Source organism: Rubellimicrobium roseum, assembly GCF_006152145.1.
GTDB lineage: Bacteria > Pseudomonadota > Alphaproteobacteria > Rhodobacterales > Rhodobacteraceae > Rubellimicrobium > Rubellimicrobium roseum.
Genome location: NZ_VDFV01000003.1, coordinates 1 through 18245, shown reverse-complemented (window position 1 = coordinate 18245; position 18245 = coordinate 1). Strand labels below are relative to the sequence as shown.

Annotated in this window: 13 protein-coding genes and 2 pseudogenes; 3 read left to right on the top strand and 12 right to left on the bottom strand. The window is 65.5% G+C overall.

Annotated elements, in window-relative coordinates; translation table 11 throughout:
* Nucleotides 1-15: 15 nt before the first annotated feature.
* The 3 genes from FHG71_RS04130 (at nt 16) to FHG71_RS04120 (ending at nt 4779) form a co-directional block, all read left to right on the top strand.
* A complete protein-coding gene (locus tag FHG71_RS04130) occupies nt 16-594 on the top strand; it encodes a hypothetical protein (protein WP_139080364.1) in 579 nt (192 codons plus the stop codon).
* A 506-nt stretch (nt 595-1100) separates the two neighbouring features.
* Nucleotides 1101-2414 carry an esterase-like activity of phytase family protein gene (locus FHG71_RS04125; protein ID WP_246045335.1) on the top strand — a complete coding sequence of 438 codons (1314 nt, stop codon included), beginning with the start codon at nt 1101-1103 and terminating at the stop codon, nt 2412-2414.
* A 391-nt stretch (nt 2415-2805) separates the two neighbouring features.
* Entirely contained in the window at nt 2806-4779 is a 1974-nt protein-coding gene (locus FHG71_RS04120; protein WP_139080362.1) for a PhoX family protein, read from the top strand.
* 230 nt (nt 4780-5009) lie between these two features.
* On the opposite strand, the gene FHG71_RS04115 is transcribed toward FHG71_RS04120, so the two are convergent.
* The 12 genes and pseudogenes from FHG71_RS04115 to FHG71_RS04065 all read right to left on the bottom strand — a co-directional run bounded on the left by FHG71_RS04115 (nt 5010) and on the right by FHG71_RS04065 (nt 18083).
* Nucleotides 5010-6056, bottom strand: a complete 1047-nt coding sequence (locus FHG71_RS04115; RefSeq protein WP_139080361.1) for a dipeptide ABC transporter ATP-binding protein — start codon at nt 6054-6056, stop codon at nt 5010-5012.
* Nucleotides 6053-6901, bottom strand: coding sequence for an ABC transporter ATP-binding protein (locus FHG71_RS04110; RefSeq protein ID WP_139080360.1), 849 nt, complete (start codon nt 6899-6901; stop codon nt 6053-6055). The genes FHG71_RS04115 and FHG71_RS04110 overlap by 4 nt, the downstream gene beginning before the upstream one ends.
* Before the next feature lie 3 nt (nt 6902-6904).
* Nucleotides 6905-7813, bottom strand: coding sequence for an ABC transporter permease subunit (locus tag FHG71_RS04105; RefSeq protein WP_139080359.1), 909 nt, complete (start codon nt 7811-7813; stop codon nt 6905-6907).
* 21 nt (nt 7814-7834) lie between these two features.
* Nucleotides 7835-8842, bottom strand: coding sequence for an ABC transporter permease subunit (locus FHG71_RS04100; RefSeq protein WP_139080358.1), 1008 nt, complete (start codon nt 8840-8842; stop codon nt 7835-7837).
* Nucleotides 8843-8901: 59 nt separating this feature from the next.
* Nucleotides 8902-10494 (bottom strand): ABC transporter substrate-binding protein, encoded by a 1593-nt coding sequence (locus tag FHG71_RS04095; RefSeq protein WP_218014032.1) that lies wholly within the window; start codon nt 10492-10494, stop codon nt 8902-8904.
* Between the two features lie 321 nt (nt 10495-10815).
* On the bottom strand, nt 10816-11217 hold the full coding sequence (locus tag FHG71_RS04090) for a hypothetical protein (protein WP_139080356.1): 402 nt from the start codon (nt 11215-11217) through the stop codon (nt 10816-10818).
* 99 nt (nt 11218-11316) lie between these two features.
* Entirely contained in the window at nt 11317-14658 is a 3342-nt protein-coding gene (locus FHG71_RS04085; protein WP_139080355.1) for a M10 family metallopeptidase C-terminal domain-containing protein, read from the bottom strand.
* A gap of 316 nt (nt 14659-14974) precedes the next feature.
* Nucleotides 14975-15406: pseudogene (locus FHG71_RS24705) on the bottom strand (IS5 family transposase); the annotation flags it as partial.
* 96 nt (nt 15407-15502) lie between these two features.
* Entirely contained in the window at nt 15503-15730 is a 228-nt protein-coding gene (locus FHG71_RS24700; protein WP_425467321.1) for a transposase, read from the bottom strand.
* Between the two features lie 291 nt (nt 15731-16021).
* On the bottom strand, nt 16022-16867 hold the full coding sequence (locus FHG71_RS04075; protein ID WP_218014031.1) for a sulfite exporter TauE/SafE family protein: 846 nt from the start codon (nt 16865-16867) through the stop codon (nt 16022-16024).
* 226 nt (nt 16868-17093) lie between these two features.
* A pseudogene (locus tag FHG71_RS04070) lies at nt 17094-17565 on the bottom strand (transposase).
* A gap of 263 nt (nt 17566-17828) precedes the next feature.
* Nucleotides 17829-18083 (bottom strand): YigZ family protein, encoded by a 255-nt coding sequence (locus FHG71_RS04065; protein WP_246045334.1) that lies wholly within the window; start codon nt 18081-18083, stop codon nt 17829-17831.
* Between the last annotated feature and the right edge of the window lie 162 nt (nt 18084-18245).

The window sequence follows — 18245 nt, the reverse complement described above, 5'->3', positions numbered from 1 at the left end:
CAAAGGATGACCCGGATGAAAGCGCTTCTCGCGGCCGCGACCCTTGTCGGGGCCGGGCTCGCCGGCCTGCCGGCCGCGGCTGTCCCCGTGATCGACATCCCTTCGGCCCAGGCCGTCTTCGTCGCCCAGGGCGGCGCCGGCGATCTCCTCTTCGAGGGCGATGCCATCGCGGAGGGCGCCGGGCCGCTGGGCAATCTCAGGGCCATCTTCGCCCTGAGCTTCGACCTCGCGTCCCCCTACGACACGGCACGGGCCACGCTCGACCTGTCCGACGGCAACGGCCTGGTCCTGGGTGGTCTTGCCTTCTCTATCGGTCGAGGCGAGGACCTCCTCGCTTTGACCTTCGACGACCTCGACGGCCCGGCGGCCAGTATCTTCGGGACGGCATTGACCTTCGAGTTGTTCTTCCTCGACCCGGTCGGGGAGGACCCGCTGGGCGGGCTTGTGGACGGCACGACCTACGACCTCGCCGCCCTTGGGGTCGGGCAAGACGTCCCAGCCCCGATCCCCCTTCCCGGTTCTGGGGTCCTCCTCCTTGCCGCACTCGCCATGGCAACGGGAGTGGGCGTCGGACGTCGATCCCGCGCGGCCTGAAAACCCTAGGAGAGCCGCCGAAGGTCGAGAACGAACCCTTAATAAAATCAACTCGGCGGCCCTTTTCCTTGTTGCCCAACTCCTAGAGGGCGCTCCTGCTGTGGGGCGACCTTCCTTTTCATATCTTGGATGAAGTTTCCTGCTCCTGGGGAAACGGTGCGCACGCGCCCACGGCTTCGGTTCCGTTTAGGTAGGGGCCCGAGCGGACTGCGTCTTAGGCCGGAAGGCCCGATAAGGCACTGGCGACCGTGCCCCGCGGCTGACCACAGGTCCACCGATGCCAGGGGTGGTCAACCGCTCCGTTCCGGGACCTCTCCCGCTTGGGCCTTGTCAGGCCACGAGCGCGGACGCCGCAAGAACATTCGGTTATTCTCAGCACGGTGACTCTGACCTACGGCTGCGCGGAACACTTGATCCACCGGCGGCCTGCCCAGTCGCTGTCACATCCGGTTCAAGTTGCGCAGCCACCTTGACGGCATCTGGACCTTCTGGAGAACGCGATGCGCATGGCCATTCCGTCCGTCCTGATCTTGGCCGTCGCCCTGGGCAGCCCTGCGGCATCACAGCAGAGGGTCGACGCCACCCTGGCAGGTCATTCCAGGTTGCCAGCGGCCACCTTCTCGGCCCCGCCCCCGGACGCTCCGCGCGAGAACTTCCTGAGCGGTCGTTTCCTCGACCCGCTCTCGCGCGTCGACGAGCCCTACAGCGTGCCCCAGCGTACGGGCCTGCCCACGCCGTTCCTGGGCCAGCCGGTGCAGGGGATCTCCGGCTTTGCGCAGGAGCGCCCGGCCACCGGCGGCATCTGGGCCGTGATCGACAACGGCTTCGGCTCCAAGCGCAACTCGCCCGATGCGCTCCTGTCCTTCGTACACCTCGTGCCGGAGTTCGGACTTGGGACCATCAGGGTGGCCAATCGGATCTGGTTGCGCGACCCGGACCAACTCGTGCCCTTCCGCATCGTGCAGGAGGGCACCCAAGCCCGGTATCTGACCGGGGGGGATTTCGATCCGGAATCCATTCAGGTCATCGGCGATCAGGTCTGGATCGGCGACGAATTCGGGCCGTTCCTTCTCTCGGCAACGCTCGATGGCCGCATTACGGGGATCTATTCAACCATCTATGAGGGCCGGATGCTGCGCTCGCCCGACCACCCCTCCGTGGCTCCGGGCACGGCGCCCGGTCCCGCAACTTGGCAGGTGGCCAATTCGGCGGGCTTCGAGGGCCTGGGGCTTGCCCCCGATGGCCAACTTTGGGCAGTGCTCGAACAGCCACTGCGAACGTCGCACGGCGCAACCGAGGATGACGTCCTCCTCTTGCAGTTCGATCCGGTTCAGCGTGCCTGGACGGGCGAGGTCCGACGTCTTGCCCTGACCGAGGGGGCCACGTCCATCGGTGATATCAGCTTCGTGGACGCCAGACATGCTTTGGTGATAGAGCGCGACAACCACCAAGGCGATGCAGCCCGGGCCTGTGCCGAAGTCACCCCGCCCGCCGACGCGGGAAGTTGCTTTCCCGAGCCCGCGCAGGTCAAGCGGGTCACGATGATCGACTTGGGGCAGAGGGATGCCTCCGGCCGCATCGCTCGCTTGGATCAGATCGACCTTCTTGGCCTGTCCGACCCGCAAGGCATCGGGCCGGGACGGATCGGTGATCGCTTCCTGTTCCCGTTCCAGACCATCGAAAGCGTGGTCATGGACGGTCCGGACCACATCCTTGTCGCCAATGACAACAACCTGCCCTTCTCCTCGGGCCGAAGCCCGGACCAGGCCGACGACACCGAGATGATCCGCCTTCATGTGCCCGAACTGCTGGCGCGGTAACGTTCGGGCAGAGAACGACAATGCGCCGTAGTCTGACTGAGGGCCGGTTCGCGGTCAGGCATTAGGCCTTAAAGGCGTCCCGAACACCATAAAGTGCACATTACTGACAAGTCGGGCACCGTTTTCTGGGCGCAATGGTCCCGATCATGGCCCCACCCTTCCCGATACGGCTGGCCGTCCGACCCGTCCGCCGTGCCTTTAAAAAAATCTGCGCCGCGGACGAAGCGCGGGACTCCCCTCACTCTTCGTCATTGATTCCAAGGCTGGCGCGATCCATTTTTTGCGCTGCGTAAGGCGACCGACGTGTCATCGGGCTGTCACGCTGTCGCTCTATCCGGCTCTCACGGCCGACCGGCATCAGCCGACCAACGACACGCCAAGGGGTTCAGTCATGCACATTTTCAACCGCAAGCCGATGAACTGGGACGCGCTCGACGAGCGCAACCGCCCTGCGGCGGAGACGGTGGACTTCGACCGCGTGGTCGAGGCGGCGATCTCGCGCCGGGGCTTTCTGGGCGGCGTGCTGGCCGTGGGCTCGGGGGCGGCGGCGATGGGCCTGCTGAACACCGGCTCGGCCTTGGCGCAGGGCGCGGCGTCCTCGCGCTTCGGCTTCACGCCGATCCCGACCGCGACCGACTTCGAGGTGCATGTTCCCGAAGGCTACACCGCGCAGGTGCTCGTGCGCTGGGGCGACCCGCTCTTTTCGGACGCGCCCGCGTTCGATCCCGCGACCGGGGTCACCGTCGAAGGCCAGCGCCGGGCCGTGGGCGACAACACCGACGGCATGGAGATGTTCGTCCTGAACAACCGCAACATCCTGGCGGTGAACAACGAATACACCAACCTCGACGTCCTGCTGCCCGAGACGGCGGCCCGCATGGCGGCCGAGGCCGAGGCCCGCGCGGCCGCGGCCACGACCGAGGAGGAGAAGGCCGCCGCGATGGACTACGAGGTGGTGCCGGCCTCCCTGGAGGAGGTGCAGAAGGCCCAGGCCGCGCAGGGCGTCACGATCGTCGAGCTTCTCCAGTCCGACGCCGGCGAATGGTCCATCGCGCTCGACAGCGAGTTCAACCGCCGCATCGACCACACCACCCCCATGCGGATCTCGGGCCCGGCCGCGGGCCATGCGCTGCTCCAGACCGCCGCCGATCCGACCGCGCGGGAGGTGCTGGGCACAATGAACAACTGCGGCGCCGGCCGGACGCCCTGGGGCACCTACCTGACCTGCGAGGAGAACTTCAACGGCTACTTCGGCTCGACCGATCCCGAGATCGAGCTGCCCCAGGGCTTCGACCGTTACGGCATCGCCATCGAGTCGGGCTACGCCTACGAAAGGTTCGATCCCCGCTTCGACTTCTCGCAAAACCCGAACGAGCCCAACCGTTTCGGCTACGTGGTCGAGATCGACCCGCTCGACCCCGCCGCCACGCCGGTCAAGCGCACCGCGCTCGGCCGCTTCAAGCACGAGAACGCCGCCGTCACGCTTGCGCCCGACGGGCGCGTGGTCGTCTACCTGGGCGACGACGAGCGCGGCGAGTTCCTCTACAAGTACGTGTCGAACGGCCGCTACGTCCCGGGCCAGAGCACCGACGCGCTGCTCGACGAGGGCCTGCTCCACGTGGCCAGGTTCTTCGAGAACGGGACCGGGCAGTGGATCGCCCTGACGCCCGAGGCGACGGGCATGGACCAGGCCATGATCCACATCCACACCCGCCAGGCGGCCTCGGCTGTGGGCGCCACCACCATGGACCGGCCGGAATGGGTGGCCATCCATCCGCATGCCGTCCAGGCCTACTGCGCGCTGACCAACAACTCGCGCCGGGCGCCGGAGGCGACCAACGCCGGCGGCGACGCCATGGTCCCGGTCCAGGGCGGCCCCAACCCCCGCGCCGAGAACGAGTTCGGCCAGATCGTGCGCTGGTACCCGGCGAACGAGGACCACGCCGACCCGGCCTTCACCTGGGACCTCTACGTCATGGCCGGGAACCCGACGGTCCACGCCGAGGGCGCCTATCGCGGCTCGCCCAACGTGACCGAAGGCAACATGTTCAACTCGCCCGACGGCATGATGTTCGACTCCAAGGGCCTTCTGTGGATCCAGACGGACGGGGACGACAGCAACGAGGGCGACTTCGCCGGCCAGGGCAACAACCAGATGCTGGTGGGCGACCCGGCGACGGGCGAGATCGCGCGCTTCCTCACGGGGCCGAACGGCGCCGAAGTGACCGGCATGGCCTTTTCCGCGGACCGGCGCACGGTGTTCGCGGGCATCCAGCACCCGGGCGGCTCCTGGCCCGACGGCACCGGACTGCCCCGCTCGGCCATCGTGGCGATCCGCCGAACAGACAACACCGTCATCGCCTAAGGCGGGCAAGATCGCGGTTCGGGCGATGAGGGCTTGGGCGCACAGTTCGCGCCCAAGCCTCAGGTGCAGGACAGCCGGGTGCATATTCTGGGCCCGGCGCTTCGCGGACGGCTCACGGCGGTTCCAAACCTCCGGCGTAGCGGACGCGACTCGAGTCCTGGACGGGCAAAACTTCTCTTGTACCCCGGCAGCAGCGTGCCTCTTCCTGAGCCGCATCAGGACGGCGGATTTCAGGACGCGTGGAAGCGTCCCTCCGAGGCCGCCCGGCGACTGGCCTTACGCTCCACCCGTGCGCGGATCGACTGAAGGGAGGTGACAGGCGTGGCCGCAAAGAGAGTGCGCGTATAATCGTGTCGCGGGTCGGCGAAGACCGCCTCGCGCGAGCCGCGCTCCACCACCTCGCCGCGCAGCATGACCATCACCTCGTCAGCGATGTGCCGTACCACCGACAGGTCGTGGCTGATGAAGACGTAGGTCAGCCCGAACTCCTTCTGGAGATCGGCAAGGAGGTTGAGCACCTGCGCCTGCACCGAGAGGTCGAGGGCCGAGACCGGCTCGTCGAGCACCAGGATCGACGGATTGACCATGAGCGCGCGCGCGATCGCGATCCGCTGCCGCTGCCCGCCCGAGAACATGTGGGGGTAGCGATCGAAATGCTCGGGCAGGAGGCCGACCTTCTCCAGCATGGCGCGCGCGCGGTCCCGCCGCTCGGCCGCGGGGAGATCAGTGTTGAGCTCCAGTGGCTCCATCAGCACGTGGCCGACCTTCTGGCGGGGGTTGAGCGACCCGTGCGGGTTCTGGAACACGATCTGCACCCGGGAGCGCAGCTCGCGGGAGGGGCGTCGTCCCGTGATCTCGACCGGCTTGCCCTCGATGAGGAGGGTGCCGGAGGTCGGCGGGTCGATCAGGGTGATGATGCGCGCCAGTGTCGATTTCCCGCAGCCGCTTTCGCCCACGATGGCCAGCGTCTTGCCGCGCGGCACGGCGAAGTCCACGCCGCGGACGGCCTGCACCACCTTCGCTCCGCGGAAGAGCCCGCCGCCCACATGGTAGTCGCGGGTGATGGCCCGCCCTTCGAGGACCGGATCGTCCAGCAACGGGGACGGATGCCGGACCGGATCGCCCCCGGTCGGGCGCCGGCCGGCCTCGTCCGCCCGCACCGTCGCGGGCTCGGCACCTGCGGGCCCGACACCCAGTTGGCGCTCGACGCCCGGCCCGACGCCGCGCGGATCGGTCGTCCCCGGCCCTTCGCCGGGCCGCTCGTCGCGCCCGCTCATGCCGCGCCTCCCGCCAGTTGGTCCATGTAGTCCTTGACCGTGGACAGCCGGCGACCCGTGGCGTTCTCGGGCAGGGCCGACAGCAGCGCCTTGGTGTAGGGGCTCTGCGGCGCCTCAAAGAGGTTCAGCACCGGTGCTTCCTCCATCTTGCGGCCCTGATACTGCACGACGACGCGATCCGCCGTTTCAGCGACCACGCCCATGTCGTGCGTGATCAGGATGAGGGCCATGCCGTGCTTCTCCTGCAAGGTCAGCAGCAGGTCGAGGATCTGCTTCTGGATCGTCACGTCGAGCGCGGTCGTCGGTTCGTCCGCGATCAGGAGGGTCGGGTTGCAGGCGATCGCCATCGCGATCATCACCCGTTGGCACTGCCCGCCCGACAACTGATGCGGGTAGCTGCGAAGTTTGTCCGCCGGATCAGGCAATCCCACGGCGGTCAGCAGCTCGACCGCCCGGGACCGCGCCGCCCGGCCCGTCATCCCGAGATGGAGCCGGAGGACCTCCTCGATCTGGAAGCCGACGGTGTAGCAGGGATTCAGGCTGGCCATTGGCTCCTGGAAGATCATCGTGACTTCGCGCCCGATGATCGCCCGGCGCTCGTCCTCTCCGATCGTCAACAGGTCATGGGGACCGAAGCGCATGACGTCGGCCGTCACCGTGGCCGTGTCGGGCAAAAGGCCCATCACCGCCAGCATGGCGACTGACTTGCCCGAGCCGCTTTCGCCGACGATGGCCAGAACCTCGCCCCTGTCCACGGACAGGTCGATGCCGCGCACGGCGTGGAACGGTCCAGTGGACGTGTCGAAGCTCACGGACAGGTTTCGGATCTCGAGAACGGGGGCCATGCCTCAGCTCCGCTTCAGCTTGGGGTCGAGGGCGTCGCGCAGCCCGTCGCCCATGAGGTTGATCGCCAGCACCGTAATCAGGATGGCGAGGCCCGGGAAGGTCACCACCCACCACGCGCGCAGGATGAACTCGCGCGCCTCGGCGAGCATCGTGCCCCATTCGGGGGTTGGCGGCTGCGCGCCCATCCCGAGGAAGCCCAGCGCCGCCGCGTCGAGGATGGCGTTGGAGAAGGACAGCGTGCCCTGCACGATGAGAGGCGCGAGACAGTTGGGCAGGATCGTGCGGAACATCAGCCGCAGTCGCCCCGCCCCGGCCACCTGCGAGGCGACGACGTATTCGCGGTTCTTCTCGGCCATGACCGCCGCGCGGGTCAGTCGGGCGAAGTGCGGCTGGAGCACCAAGGCGATGGCGATCATCGCGTTCGTGAGGCCCGGCCCCAGGACCGCGACCAGCACGAGCGCCAGCAGCAGCGAGGGGAAGGCCAGGATCACGTCCATGACGCGCATGATCACGGCATCGACCCAGCCGCCGAAGAACCCGGCGATGAGGCCGATCACGATGCCCCCTACCAGCGCGATGGAGACCACGACAGACCCGATGAACAGCGAATAACGCGAGCCGTAGATCAGCCGCGAAAGGATGTCGCGCCCGATGGCGTCGGTGCCCAGCAGGAAGCGCGTGCTACCCCCCTCCTGCCAGAAGGGCGGGACGAGGAACGCGTCGCGGTACTGCATCGAAGGAGCATGAGGCGCGAGCAAGGGGGCCGCCAGGGCCACGAGGATCAGCGCGACCGTGACCCAGAGCCCGATGACCGCGCCGCGGTTCTGGCTGAAGTAGAACCAGAACTCGGCCAGCATCTGGCGGCGGGTGCCGGCAGGCGGCTTGTTGGCGAGGTCGGGTGTCGCGGTCATGCCCGCTTCTCCTTCGGAAGGTCAGACATGGCGGATGCGCGGGTTGATGAGTCCATAGAGCAGGTCCACGATCAGGTTCACAGCCATCACGATGGCCGCCACCATCAGGAGCCCGCCCTGCACGGCCGGGTAGTCGCGCCGGAAGATGGAGTCCACCATCCACTTACCGATGCCCGGCCAGGAGAAGATCGTCTCGGTCAGGATCGCGCCGGCCATGAGCACGCCGATCTGCAGGCCGATGGTGGTGACCACCGGGATCATCGCGTTCCGCAGCGCGTGGATGCCGACCACCCGGCGCCAGGGCAAGCCCTTGGCGCGGGCGGTGCGGACGTAATCCTCGCCCAGCACCTCGAGCATGGCGGACCGCGTCTGCCGCGCGATCACGGCGAGGGGGATGGTCGCCAGCACGATCGTCGGCAGGATCAGGTGCGCCACCGCCGAGCCGAAGGCACCGTCCTGCCCGGACAGAAGGCTGTCGATCAGCATGAAGCCTGTCACCTCGGGGAAGAAGAACAGGAGTGAGATTCGTCCCGAGACCGGGGTCCAGCCCAGGACGCCCGAGAACAGGATGATGAGGAGGAGCCCCCACCAGAAGATCGGCATCGAATACCCGATGAGCGCGGTGCCCATGCTGACCTGGTCGAACCACGATCCGCGCTTGACCGCTGCCAGCACCCCGGCGGGAATGCCGATCAGGGTGGCGAGCAGGATCGCGCAGAGCGCCAGTTCCACGGTGGCGGGGAACAGGGTCAGGAACTCGCTCAGGACCGGGCTCTTGGTCACCAAGGACTCACCGAGGTCGCCCTGAAAGAGCCGGCCCAGGAACTCCAGGTACTGCCGCCACACCGGCTGGTCGTAACCCAATTGCTGCATGAGCTGCTGATAACGCTCGGGCGTGATCCCCCGCTCGCCGGCCATCAGCAGCACCGGATCGCCGGGGAGAACGCGCACGAAGCCGAAGGCGACGATCGTGACGCCGATGAAGGTCGGCACGAGATAAAGCAGCTTACCGAGGATGAAACGTATCATGATCTTAAATCCATAGGGCGCGGCGGTGGTCCGCCGCGCCCGTGTTCAAGGACTGGGCCTTACTCGGCGATGTCCACGCCTTCGAAGTGGTGCGAGCCAAGCGGGCTCATGATGTAGCCCTGCACCCTGTTCGACATCGGCATGAAGACCGTCGAGTGCGCGATGGTGGCCCAGGGCGCCTCTTCCTTGAAGATCGCCTGCGCCTGCCGGTAGAGTTCCGCGCGCTCCTCCTGGTCAGCGGTCGCCTTGGCTTGGTTGATGAGGTCCGAGAACTCCTCGTTGCACCATTGCGCCCGGTTGGCTTCGCCCACGCCGGCGCAGGACAGCAGCACGCCCAGGAAGTTGTCCGGGTCGCCGTTGTCGCCGGTCCAGCCCAGGATCACCGCGCCGTCGCGGTCCTCCGCCGAGGAGCGCTCAAGATACTCGCCCCATTCGTAGGACACGATCTCCACGTCGACGCCGATCGCCGCAAAGTCCTCCTGGATCAGCTCGGCCGTGCGGCGGGCGTTCGGCATGTAGGGCCGCTGAACGGGCATCGCCCAGACCTTCATCGACAGGTCGGTGACGCCGGCCTCCTCGAGCATCTGGCGCGCCGCCTCGGGATCGTAGGCGTCGTCCTGGGTTTCCTCGCTGTAGCTCCACATCGTGGGCGGGATCGGGTTCTTGGCCGTCTCGCCTGTGCCCTGGAACACCGCGTCGATGATCGCCTGCTTGTTCATCGCCATGTTGAGCGCGCGGCGGACCTGCGGGTTGTCGAAGGGCGGCACCTGGGTGTTGTAGGCGAGGTAGGCAACGTTGAGGCCCGGCTGCTCCATCAGGGTCAGGCTCTCGTCGGCGCGGATCGCCTCGATATCAGCCGGCGCCGGATAGGGCATGATGTGGCACTCGCCCGCCTGCAGCTTCTGCAGCCGCACCGCCGGGTCGGTGGTGATCGCGAAGACGAGGTCGTCGATCGGCTGCTGGCCATTCCAGTAGGTCGGGTTGGAGCTGTAGCGGATGACCGCGTCCTGCTGGTAGGCCACGAGCTGGAACGGCCCGGTGCCGACCGGTTGCTGGTTCAGGTCCGACATCCGGCCCTCGGCCTCGAGCTGGTCGGCATATTCCTTGGACATGATCGAGGCGAAGTCCATGGCCAGGTTCGCCAAGAACGGAGCCTCGGGACGGGTCAGGTTGAACCGGACCGTCAGGTCGTCCACCTTCTCGATGCTCTCGATGAGCGAGCCCATGTCCATCGAGTTGAAGTACTCGTAGCTGATCCCGGCGGTGTACTGGTTCCAGGGGTTCGCCGCGTCGCGCTGCCGCTCGAACGAGAAGATCACGTCGTCGGCGGTCATTTCGCGCGTAGGGGTAAACCAGTCGGTGGTGTGGAAGGTCACGCCCGGACGCAGGCGGAAGGTGTACTGCAGCCCGTCCTCGCTGACCTCCCAACTCTCGGCCAAGCCGGGGACCACGTTGGTCGTGCCTTTCTCGAACTCCACGAGGCGGTTGTAGATCGGGCGCGAGGAAGCGTCGAAGGTGGTGCCGGCCGTGTAGGGCGCCGGGTCGAAGCCTTCGGGCGATCCTTCGGAGCAGTAGACCAGCGTCTTGGCCTCTGCCCCTGCCCCCGCAAGGCAGACCGCCGCGGACATCAGCAACTTCGAGTATCCTGTCATGTCGAGATTCCTTCGAGCCGGATGACGAACTGGCGCCATTGAAGGCGCTGCTCAGGAAGATAGCAATCGCCCCTTGGCAGGCAGGGCGCTGAAACAGCCGTCAAGACCGGAGAACATAACGTCATATTCCTGCCAATCTTGCCCGGCATCTCCCATCGCGGAGCGCGCCTACGCCGGACGGGAGCGGAGCGACCAAAAAGTAGCCGACGTGCCTCTTGGCATCCGCTGCGGCTCAGGGTCGTCAGCGACCCTGCGGCGGGCCGGCCCGGTTCGACGAAGGTGTATCGAAATCCGCCTTCGCCGGAACCGGACAGACTCCCCTCAGTACATCGCGGTGGAGAGTGTGATGGAGATGGACGAGTCGGCCTCGAGTCGTGCGCTGCCCCTTGCCAGCAGCCAGCCATCCGCGCGTTCCAGACGCGCAACGATCCGGGTTCCAGAGAGGGGGGTCGAACTGGCCGACGGCGAAAAGGAGAAGTTCATCGCCCTCGATACGCCGTCGCTGCTGACGCGGATGTCCGCTGCTCGATGCCGCGTGCCATCCTCGATGGCCACGCCTTCGAGGGATATCTCGACTTCTCCCTTCGGGATGGGCGCGCCACCCTGGAACTTGATGGTGCCGTTGATCTCGGCCGGCTGTGCGGAGACAGCGCCGGCATGCGCGGCGGTAGCTGCGGCCCCAAGGGCGAGCAGCACGGTGCGGCGATCAACCAAACGACTCATCGGACCTCCACTTGCTGCCGTTGGACCGCGGCCCCGATGCCAGGGAAAGGCAAGGTCCGCCAAGGGAGGGAGAATGAACCGCTCCCTCCCCGGCTCGGCCTAGACGATGTAGAAGTCATCGGCCGAAAGACCCAGACCCGCACTTAGCCGTGCGAACCGGACCGCGTCAGTCTGCCCGGACCCGTCGGCATCATACGACAAGGTTCCGCTGTCGGTGTCGTAGATGATGCGATCGGTCGCATCCTGAGCGACACCCGCCGAACTCCTGCGGAACACGCCGAAGGCGAGGGCACCGTCGTCGTCGCCCAGACCCTCGAAGATCCGCCTGTCGAGAAGGATCATGTCGTCGGCGACATCGAAGTCTCCGATCCGATCGACGTTGCCTCGTCCCAGCGTGGTCGAGAAGCGGAACGAGTCCTCCCCCCGGCCGCCGAGCAGCACGTCGGCTGCCAGCCCGCCATCCAGCAAGTCGCTCCCGCGACCACCGAGGAGCCGATCGGCCCCTGCCGCGCCGGGATTGGCGGGCGGAGGCGGGAACTCGACCGAGACGTTCAGCTCGTAGGTCGAACCTTCCGGCACGGATTCCGACCAGCCGTCGCCCGGCGCCGTCTCGGACCAGCTTCCTTCCACGATGGTGTAGGTTCCGGTTTCCTGCACCACGAAGACCGTGCTGGAATCCCGGTTGGTCGCCGAACCCGGATCGCCGCCGCCGTCGTCGTTCTGGGCGACGATCTCGCCTTCGCTGTTGAGAAGCCTGACCCAGCTGTCGTGGACATTGGGGTCGGCGATCCCGTCGATGTCGATCGTGATGACCGTTCCAGCCGCCAGATCGATCCGGTAGAATCCGCCTTGGCCGTTTCCGGTGGCGTTGACGGTCGTGTGAAGCACGCTCGTCGAGTCGAAGATGTCGGGATCTTCGGTCAGGGAGAAGTTGTCCGAAATGTCCCATGCGGTCGCGATCGAGTTGTTCGTCGCATCCGGCCCCAGCGTGGTGTAGCCGGTGCCCATCCCGGGACGAGGCGGGGCGTCGCCTTCATAGGCGAAATCGCCCAGCAGGGTGTCGTCGCCGCTTTCGCCCACGAGCGAGTCGGAGCCGCCTTGGCCAGTCAGGACATTGGCGGCATCGTTGCCTCGCAGCCGGTCGTCGAAGCCGGAGCCGGCCAGGTTCTCGATCGAGACAAAAGTGTCGTCGCCGACTTGGCCCCGAGCCATGTCGAGCCTGACACCTCGGGCCGCGTCGGCGTAGTCCGCCGTGTCGCGGCCGGCACCGCCGTTCAGCCTGTCGGCACCGCCTCCCCCTGCCAGCGTATCGCTGCCCGATCCACCGTACAATTCATTGGCCCGGGCGCTGCCGATGATGTGGTCATCCGAGAAGGACCCGACGGCGTTCTCGAAGCCGGCAAGGATGTCGTGCCGGATGACCGTGCCGCGTCCCACGATCTGGGCCGGGCCATCGGCGTCGCCTCCACGGGCCGTCCCCTCGGCCAGATCGATCGTGACGCCGCCGGAGCTGCCCGCATACACGACCGTGTCGGAACCGCTGCCGCCATCCATATAGTCTTGGCCGGCACCGCCGATGATCGTGTCGTTGCCGCCTTCGCCATACAGGATGTCGCCGTCGTTACCGCCATCCAGCAGGTCATCGCCACGGCGGCCGTTGAAGTAGTCACCGCCCCCCCGGCCCTGGAAATGATTGGCTGCAGACGTGCCGACGAAGCGGTCGATGCGGTCGTCGGACCCGATGAGGTTCTCGATGCTGAAGAAGGTGTCGCCCGAGCCGGTGCCACCGCTGGCGACATTCGTCTGAAGATTGACGAGCAGCTGGAACGGGCTTTCCTCGCTGTAATCGACCGTGTCGGCGCCCGCGCCGCCTCGGAAGACGTCGATGCCATCCTGGCCTTTCAGAATGTCGTCACCACGTCCGCCGTCCAGAGTGTCGTCACCGGCTCCGCCGAGCAGGGTATCGTTCCCACGCCCGCCATAGAGCGCGTCATTGCCGTCGTCGCTCTCGGTCTGGTCCTCAAGGTCCTCCACGTCGATCGTGTTGTTGATGTCGCGGCTGGCCAGGGTGTCGCGGCCGCCGATGATGCGATCGTCGCCGTCCAGGCCGAAGATCGTGCTGCCCCCCGCGCCACCGTCGAGCGTGTTGCTCCCTTCGTCGCCGATGAGGATATCCTTCAGCGGCCCTCCAGCGCTGGGTGGGCCGTCGTCGCGTTCATCCACAGGCGGCACGGGTGATCCGCCGGCATAGATGATCGTTTCGACATTCGCGATCTGGCCAACGTCCAGTCCCTCGGCCACGACGATGACAGTGTCCGTTCCGCTGTTCGCCCTCTCGCGCACGATGTCGTCCAGGGAGTCGACGAAGTAGGTATCGTCGCCGCCGTTACCGGCCATCCGATCGTCACCCGCACGGCCGTCCAGGACGTTGCGGCCCCTGTTGCCGATCAGGATGTCGTCATGGCGGCTGCCGATGCCGACCTCGATGTGGTACCCGGCTTGGTCGGCGTTGTGCCCTGCAAATATTGCCACGTTGTTGGTGTGGCCGTTGACGCTGGAGAACCGGCCGGCGCGCAGGTCGAGGATCGTGCCGGCTGTGGAGCCGGAGAAGTCGATCGTGTCGGTTCCGCCGGTGTCATGAATGACGAAGCCGATGTCGCGCTGCGGGCCTGACGCCTCCAACTCGTGGCCATAGACCGTGGCATTGAAGCCGTAGACGTCGTCGCCCGTGTTCAAGTTGATCGTCTGGTAGGTCCGCACCCCGCCCTCATCGACGGTCGAGAAGAAGCGGCGGATGATCGCCTCGATATCGGCGATGAGCGGCGTCGAGGCGGACCAGCGGCTGGTTTCGCCGACATCGATCCCATCAAAGTAGGACATGACCGAATACTGCTGGCGGTCATAGATCCAAGTCGCGTTGTTCAGATAGTTGATCTGGACGCCACCAGGACCGCTGTAGTTGTAGAGGCCGGGATGGTTCAAGCCGAACTCGTGCCCGAATTCGTGGACGAAAGAGTCGAACACGTAGCCGCCGATGTCCGTGATGTCCGGCTCGGTGTCGTGGAACCGCTGGCCGATGCTGACGTAGCGGTCGCTCGAATAGGCGCTTCCATCATCGGGCTCGCCTAATTCGGGGCTTACGACCTCCATCCAGTCCGTTTCGCTGTCGAAGGGCGCATCGTCGACGATCTCAAAGTTCAGCGGCGTGACCGAGGACCAAGCCTGCAGGGCGCCGACGGCAGCGGCCTTGTAGTCGGGATGATCATTGAGTTCGTGAAGGTTGATCCTCAGCGGTTCCGCGGCAGTTTCGGGCGTCAGGCTGCGATCCAGTTCCCCCAAGTAGTCGAGAAAGGCCTCGTAATCCTCGCTCTTGCCGTAAGGATTGCCTGGCGTCTGATCATTCACCCACCATTGGGCGCTGGCTTGAATTGACGACGGCATCTTTGGCACTCCCTGTATGGCGACATCGGGCCCACGGGACGGCGCAGCTTCGCTACCACCCGTTCACTCGCATCGCGTGTTTTGGTTCAGCTAACTTCAACTTACGTGATAAAATAGGCGACGCTTCTGACGCGTCCAGAAAGATTTTTTCATTCATTTCATACAGATATACTGAGGTGAATTCATCGGCGGAATCCGGCCGCCTGCGAGACTGGCCTCTCAACGTGTATCACGACCAAGTCACATGATGCTCCGGCCCGCGCTTCTCGACACGCGCATCGACTGCGCCACCGTCGAATGCCTCTACGCTCAGGACTCACAGCCAGAACATGACGGTTGCGGCGAGCGCGATGGCTGAAAGGAACACCTTGGGGCAGCGGTCATAACGCATGGCGACACGGCGCCAGTCTTTCAGCCGGCCAAACATGTTCTCGATCCTGTGCCGGCGCTTGTAGCGTCGTTTGTCGTGCTTGACCGGCTTATCGCGAGAGCTCCGGCCCGGGATGCAGGGCTTGATGCCTTTGTCCTGTAGGGCTTCTCGGAACCAGTCCACGTCATAGCCCTTGTCCGCCAGCAGCCAGTCGGCCTTGGGCAAGCTGCTCAGAAGGGCGAGCGCGCCTGTGTAGTCGCTCACCTGGCCGGCGATCAGGAAAAACCGGATCGGCCGCCCTTCGGCATCGGTGATGGCGTGCAGTTTGGTGTTCAGCCCACCCTTTGCGCGCCCGATGAGCCGACCGCGCCCCCTTTTTGACCCGCAGGCTCGAGGCCGTGCGGCGTGCCTTGAGAAAGGTCGCGTCGATCATGATCGTCTTGGGAACGTCGGCTTCCGCCGCCAGGCCTTCCATCATCCGAGCGAACACGCCCATGCCGCTCCAGCGCTTCCAGCGGCTATAAAGCGTCTTCGTGAGCCGTACTCCGCAGGAGTATCCCGCCAGCGCAACCCATTGCGATTGACGAAGATGATGCCGCTCAACACACGTCGGTCATCCACGCGTGGCCGCCCATGGCTCTTGGGAAAGAAGGGCCGCAGGCGCTCCATCTGATCGTCCGTCAGCCAGTACAGGTTGCTCATCACCACTCCCTCAGACCGGGAGCTTGAATCACACCGGCACAGCGGGAGCGAGCAGATCAATGGTTCCTGAACCTAGCGATTTATCAGGCCTGCGTTCGTCATCCGCCTGCCGAAACGACTTGGTTCGCAGGCCGGAGCCGGGCTGCGACAAGGCAGTTCCCCCAGACGCACCGACGACGCTGCGCGGTGCTTAGGTCTGTCACACGCCAAAGTTCCCTGCTTGGCCTGCTGCCTCAGGAACTGGCCGCAATCCAACTGGATTCTGTCCAGGCGTCGGAAACTACTAGCGACCTAGCCTTGGGCGAAGTAGTAGACCGCTAGCAGCAGCCCGATCGCGACGACCACCACCCGCACAGCAACCTGCGGAACGCGCCGAGCCGTCCAAACGCCCGCATAGCCGCCAAACGCCACGGCCGGGATCATCACGAGCGCTTCAGGCCAGGCCACAACCCCACCGCCGACGAACACGACGATCGCGACGGCCGCGATGATGGCCGCGAACAGGTTCTTCAGGGCGTTCAGACGATGGTAATCGCCGCTCTGGGTCAGACCCAGCGTCGCCAGCATCATTACGCCCATGCCCGCGCCGAAGAAGCCGCCATAGATCGAGGTTAGGAGTTGAAGGACAAGGGCGAACGGTGACGCGCTCTCCTCCTTGCCCGTCCTGACGGTGCCCTTTGGCTTGAGCCAAGGTCCGGCCGCGAAGAGTGCGGTCGCAGCGAGCAGAAGCCAGGGCACCATGGACCGGAAGGAAGGGTTGGATAGCGCGAGCAGGATCAGCGCACCACCCGCTGAACCGATCGCGGACATGACGCCGAGCAGCATCGCGCTCCGCCATATCCGCCTGAGGTCGTGCCAGTAGGCGAGCGTCGATGTGACATAGCCTGGAAACTGCGTGATGGAGGACGTCGCATTGGCGGAGATCGGAGGCAGGCCGACCAACGTCAACGCACCGAAGGTCAGGAACGTGCCGCCGCCCGCGATGGCGTTGACCATGCCCGCAAAGAAGCCCGACAGGCTAAGCAGCGTGATATCGGCTAAGAGCATGATGAGATGACTTGAATCAGCTACTATCTGTCCTGCGCCGGCCGTGGCGCGGCTGCGGTCTGCGGCATCTATGCCGTCAAGGGCGAACATCCACCAGTCTCACGTCGCGCTGCATCGAACCATTTTCGCCCACCTGTGGGTCACCGGCGCCATCATGAAGGCACGAAGTGGCCCATCTGGCCGGCGCAAAGCGCCTGGGTCCTTGCACCGATGACCCTGAATGTGTCGGCGGTCAGACGCGCCGGCCCTTAAATCAATCTCTCGGGCCGATGCCGCAGGCCTCGGCGGCACGACGGCCGGTAAGGGTCGAGCCTCGTTACTGAAGCCAGAGGATGACGGCTGCGGCCAACGCGATGGTGGACAGGAACGGGTCGCCACGGCGGGTGTGGCGCATGGCGATCCCGCGCCAATCTTTGAGGCGGGCGAAGGCGTTCTCGATCCGGCATCGCTTCTTGTCGAGCCGCCGGTTATGGCTGGCGGGGTGGTTTCGTCCACTGCAAGCGGGGATGCAGACCCGGACGTTTCGGGCTTCCAGTTCGTCGCGCAGCCAGTCGGCGTCATAGCCTTTGTCGCCCAGCAGCCTCTTGGCCAGTGGCATCTCGGCCAGAAGCACCAGGGCACCCTTGGCTGTGCGGTCCGTAGACAGCCGGCGCATCCTGCCATCTGAGCCCATTGCGCAGGACGAACAGAATCCCGCTCAGCCCTCGCCGGTCATCGACCCGGGGCTTCGGGAAGTGCGGCCGTAGCCGCTCCACCTGCTCGTTCGTCAACCAGAACTGTCCCGTCATGCCCCCCTCCAAGGTCGGGCCGCCTGAATCAGCTAAGCCGCTGAAAGGCCAGAACCGTTACAGACCCTGAGCCTAGGTCATGACCAGCCTTATAACCATAGTCTCGGGCTCGGTAGACGACTGCCGCCGGCTCTATGCGCCCGTATGGCCTCCGTTCCGGTTATCCCCTGCGGATTCCAAACCTGTATCAGGCTGATCCTTGGCCTCTCTGGCCATGAGGCAGCCTTGGCCTTTTTTCTCCTGAGAGAACGGCGACCCCATTGTCAACGCGTGTCGAGGTGGACCCTCGCTCCAGCGTGAACGTGGGGAAAACGCTTTGCACTTAATGGCGTGCCTCCAGACCAGCGCGACACGACGACGATGTCGTCGTCCAAATTCTCACGCTTGAGCACCCGCAAGATCAAGGGAGCTTCGACGGCATGGCCGTCATCGTTCTTCAGGAAATGTTCGCTACGAAGAAGAGCCGAAGAGTTGTGCGTGGGCGTTGCGAACTTCTTGTTCCACCTGAGACCACTCACGAAGTACTGGGCCTTCTCGGCCGACGCACAAGGTCTGCCCACAACTGCGTATTTGTGCCGCGATCAATGATCACATTGCAGAGATAGTGCATTAGGTTCAGGACCCATTGATCTGCTCGCTCCCGCTGTGACGGTGTGATTCAAGCTCCCGGTCTGAGGGGG

Bases quoted from the DNA above. Each gene is read 5' to 3' on its own strand.
- FHG71_RS04130 (WP_139080364.1), top strand. From the start codon at position 16: ATGAAAGCGCTTCTCGCGGCCGCGACCCTTGTCGGGGCCGGGCTCGCC.
- FHG71_RS04125 (WP_246045335.1), top strand. From the start codon at position 1,101: ATGGCCATTCCGTCCGTCCTGATCTTGGCCGTCGCCCTGGGCAGCCCT.
- FHG71_RS04120 (WP_139080362.1), top strand. From the start codon at position 2,806: ATGCACATTTTCAACCGCAAGCCGATGAACTGGGACGCGCTCGACGAG.
- FHG71_RS04115 (WP_139080361.1), bottom strand. From the start codon at position 6,056: ATGAGCGGGCGCGACGAGCGGCCCGGCGAAGGGCCGGGGACGACCGAT.
- FHG71_RS04110 (WP_139080360.1), bottom strand. From the start codon at position 6,901: ATGGCCCCCGTTCTCGAGATCCGAAACCTGTCCGTGAGCTTCGACACG.
- FHG71_RS04105 (WP_139080359.1), bottom strand. From the start codon at position 7,813: ATGACCGCGACACCCGACCTCGCCAACAAGCCGCCTGCCGGCACCCGC.
- FHG71_RS04100 (WP_139080358.1), bottom strand. From the start codon at position 8,842: ATGATACGTTTCATCCTCGGTAAGCTGCTTTATCTCGTGCCGACCTTC.
- FHG71_RS04095 (WP_218014032.1), bottom strand. From the start codon at position 10,494: ATGACAGGATACTCGAAGTTGCTGATGTCCGCGGCGGTCTGCCTTGCG.
- FHG71_RS04090 (WP_139080356.1), bottom strand. From the start codon at position 11,217: ATGAGTCGTTTGGTTGATCGCCGCACCGTGCTGCTCGCCCTTGGGGCC.
- FHG71_RS04085 (WP_139080355.1), bottom strand. From the start codon at position 14,658: ATGCCGTCGTCAATTCAAGCCAGCGCCCAATGGTGGGTGAATGATCAG.
- FHG71_RS24700 (WP_425467321.1), bottom strand. From the start codon at position 15,730: ATGAGCAACCTGTACTGGCTGACGGACGATCAGATGGAGCGCCTGCGG.
- FHG71_RS04075 (WP_218014031.1), bottom strand. From the start codon at position 16,867: ATGTTCGCCCTTGACGGCATAGATGCCGCAGACCGCAGCCGCGCCACG.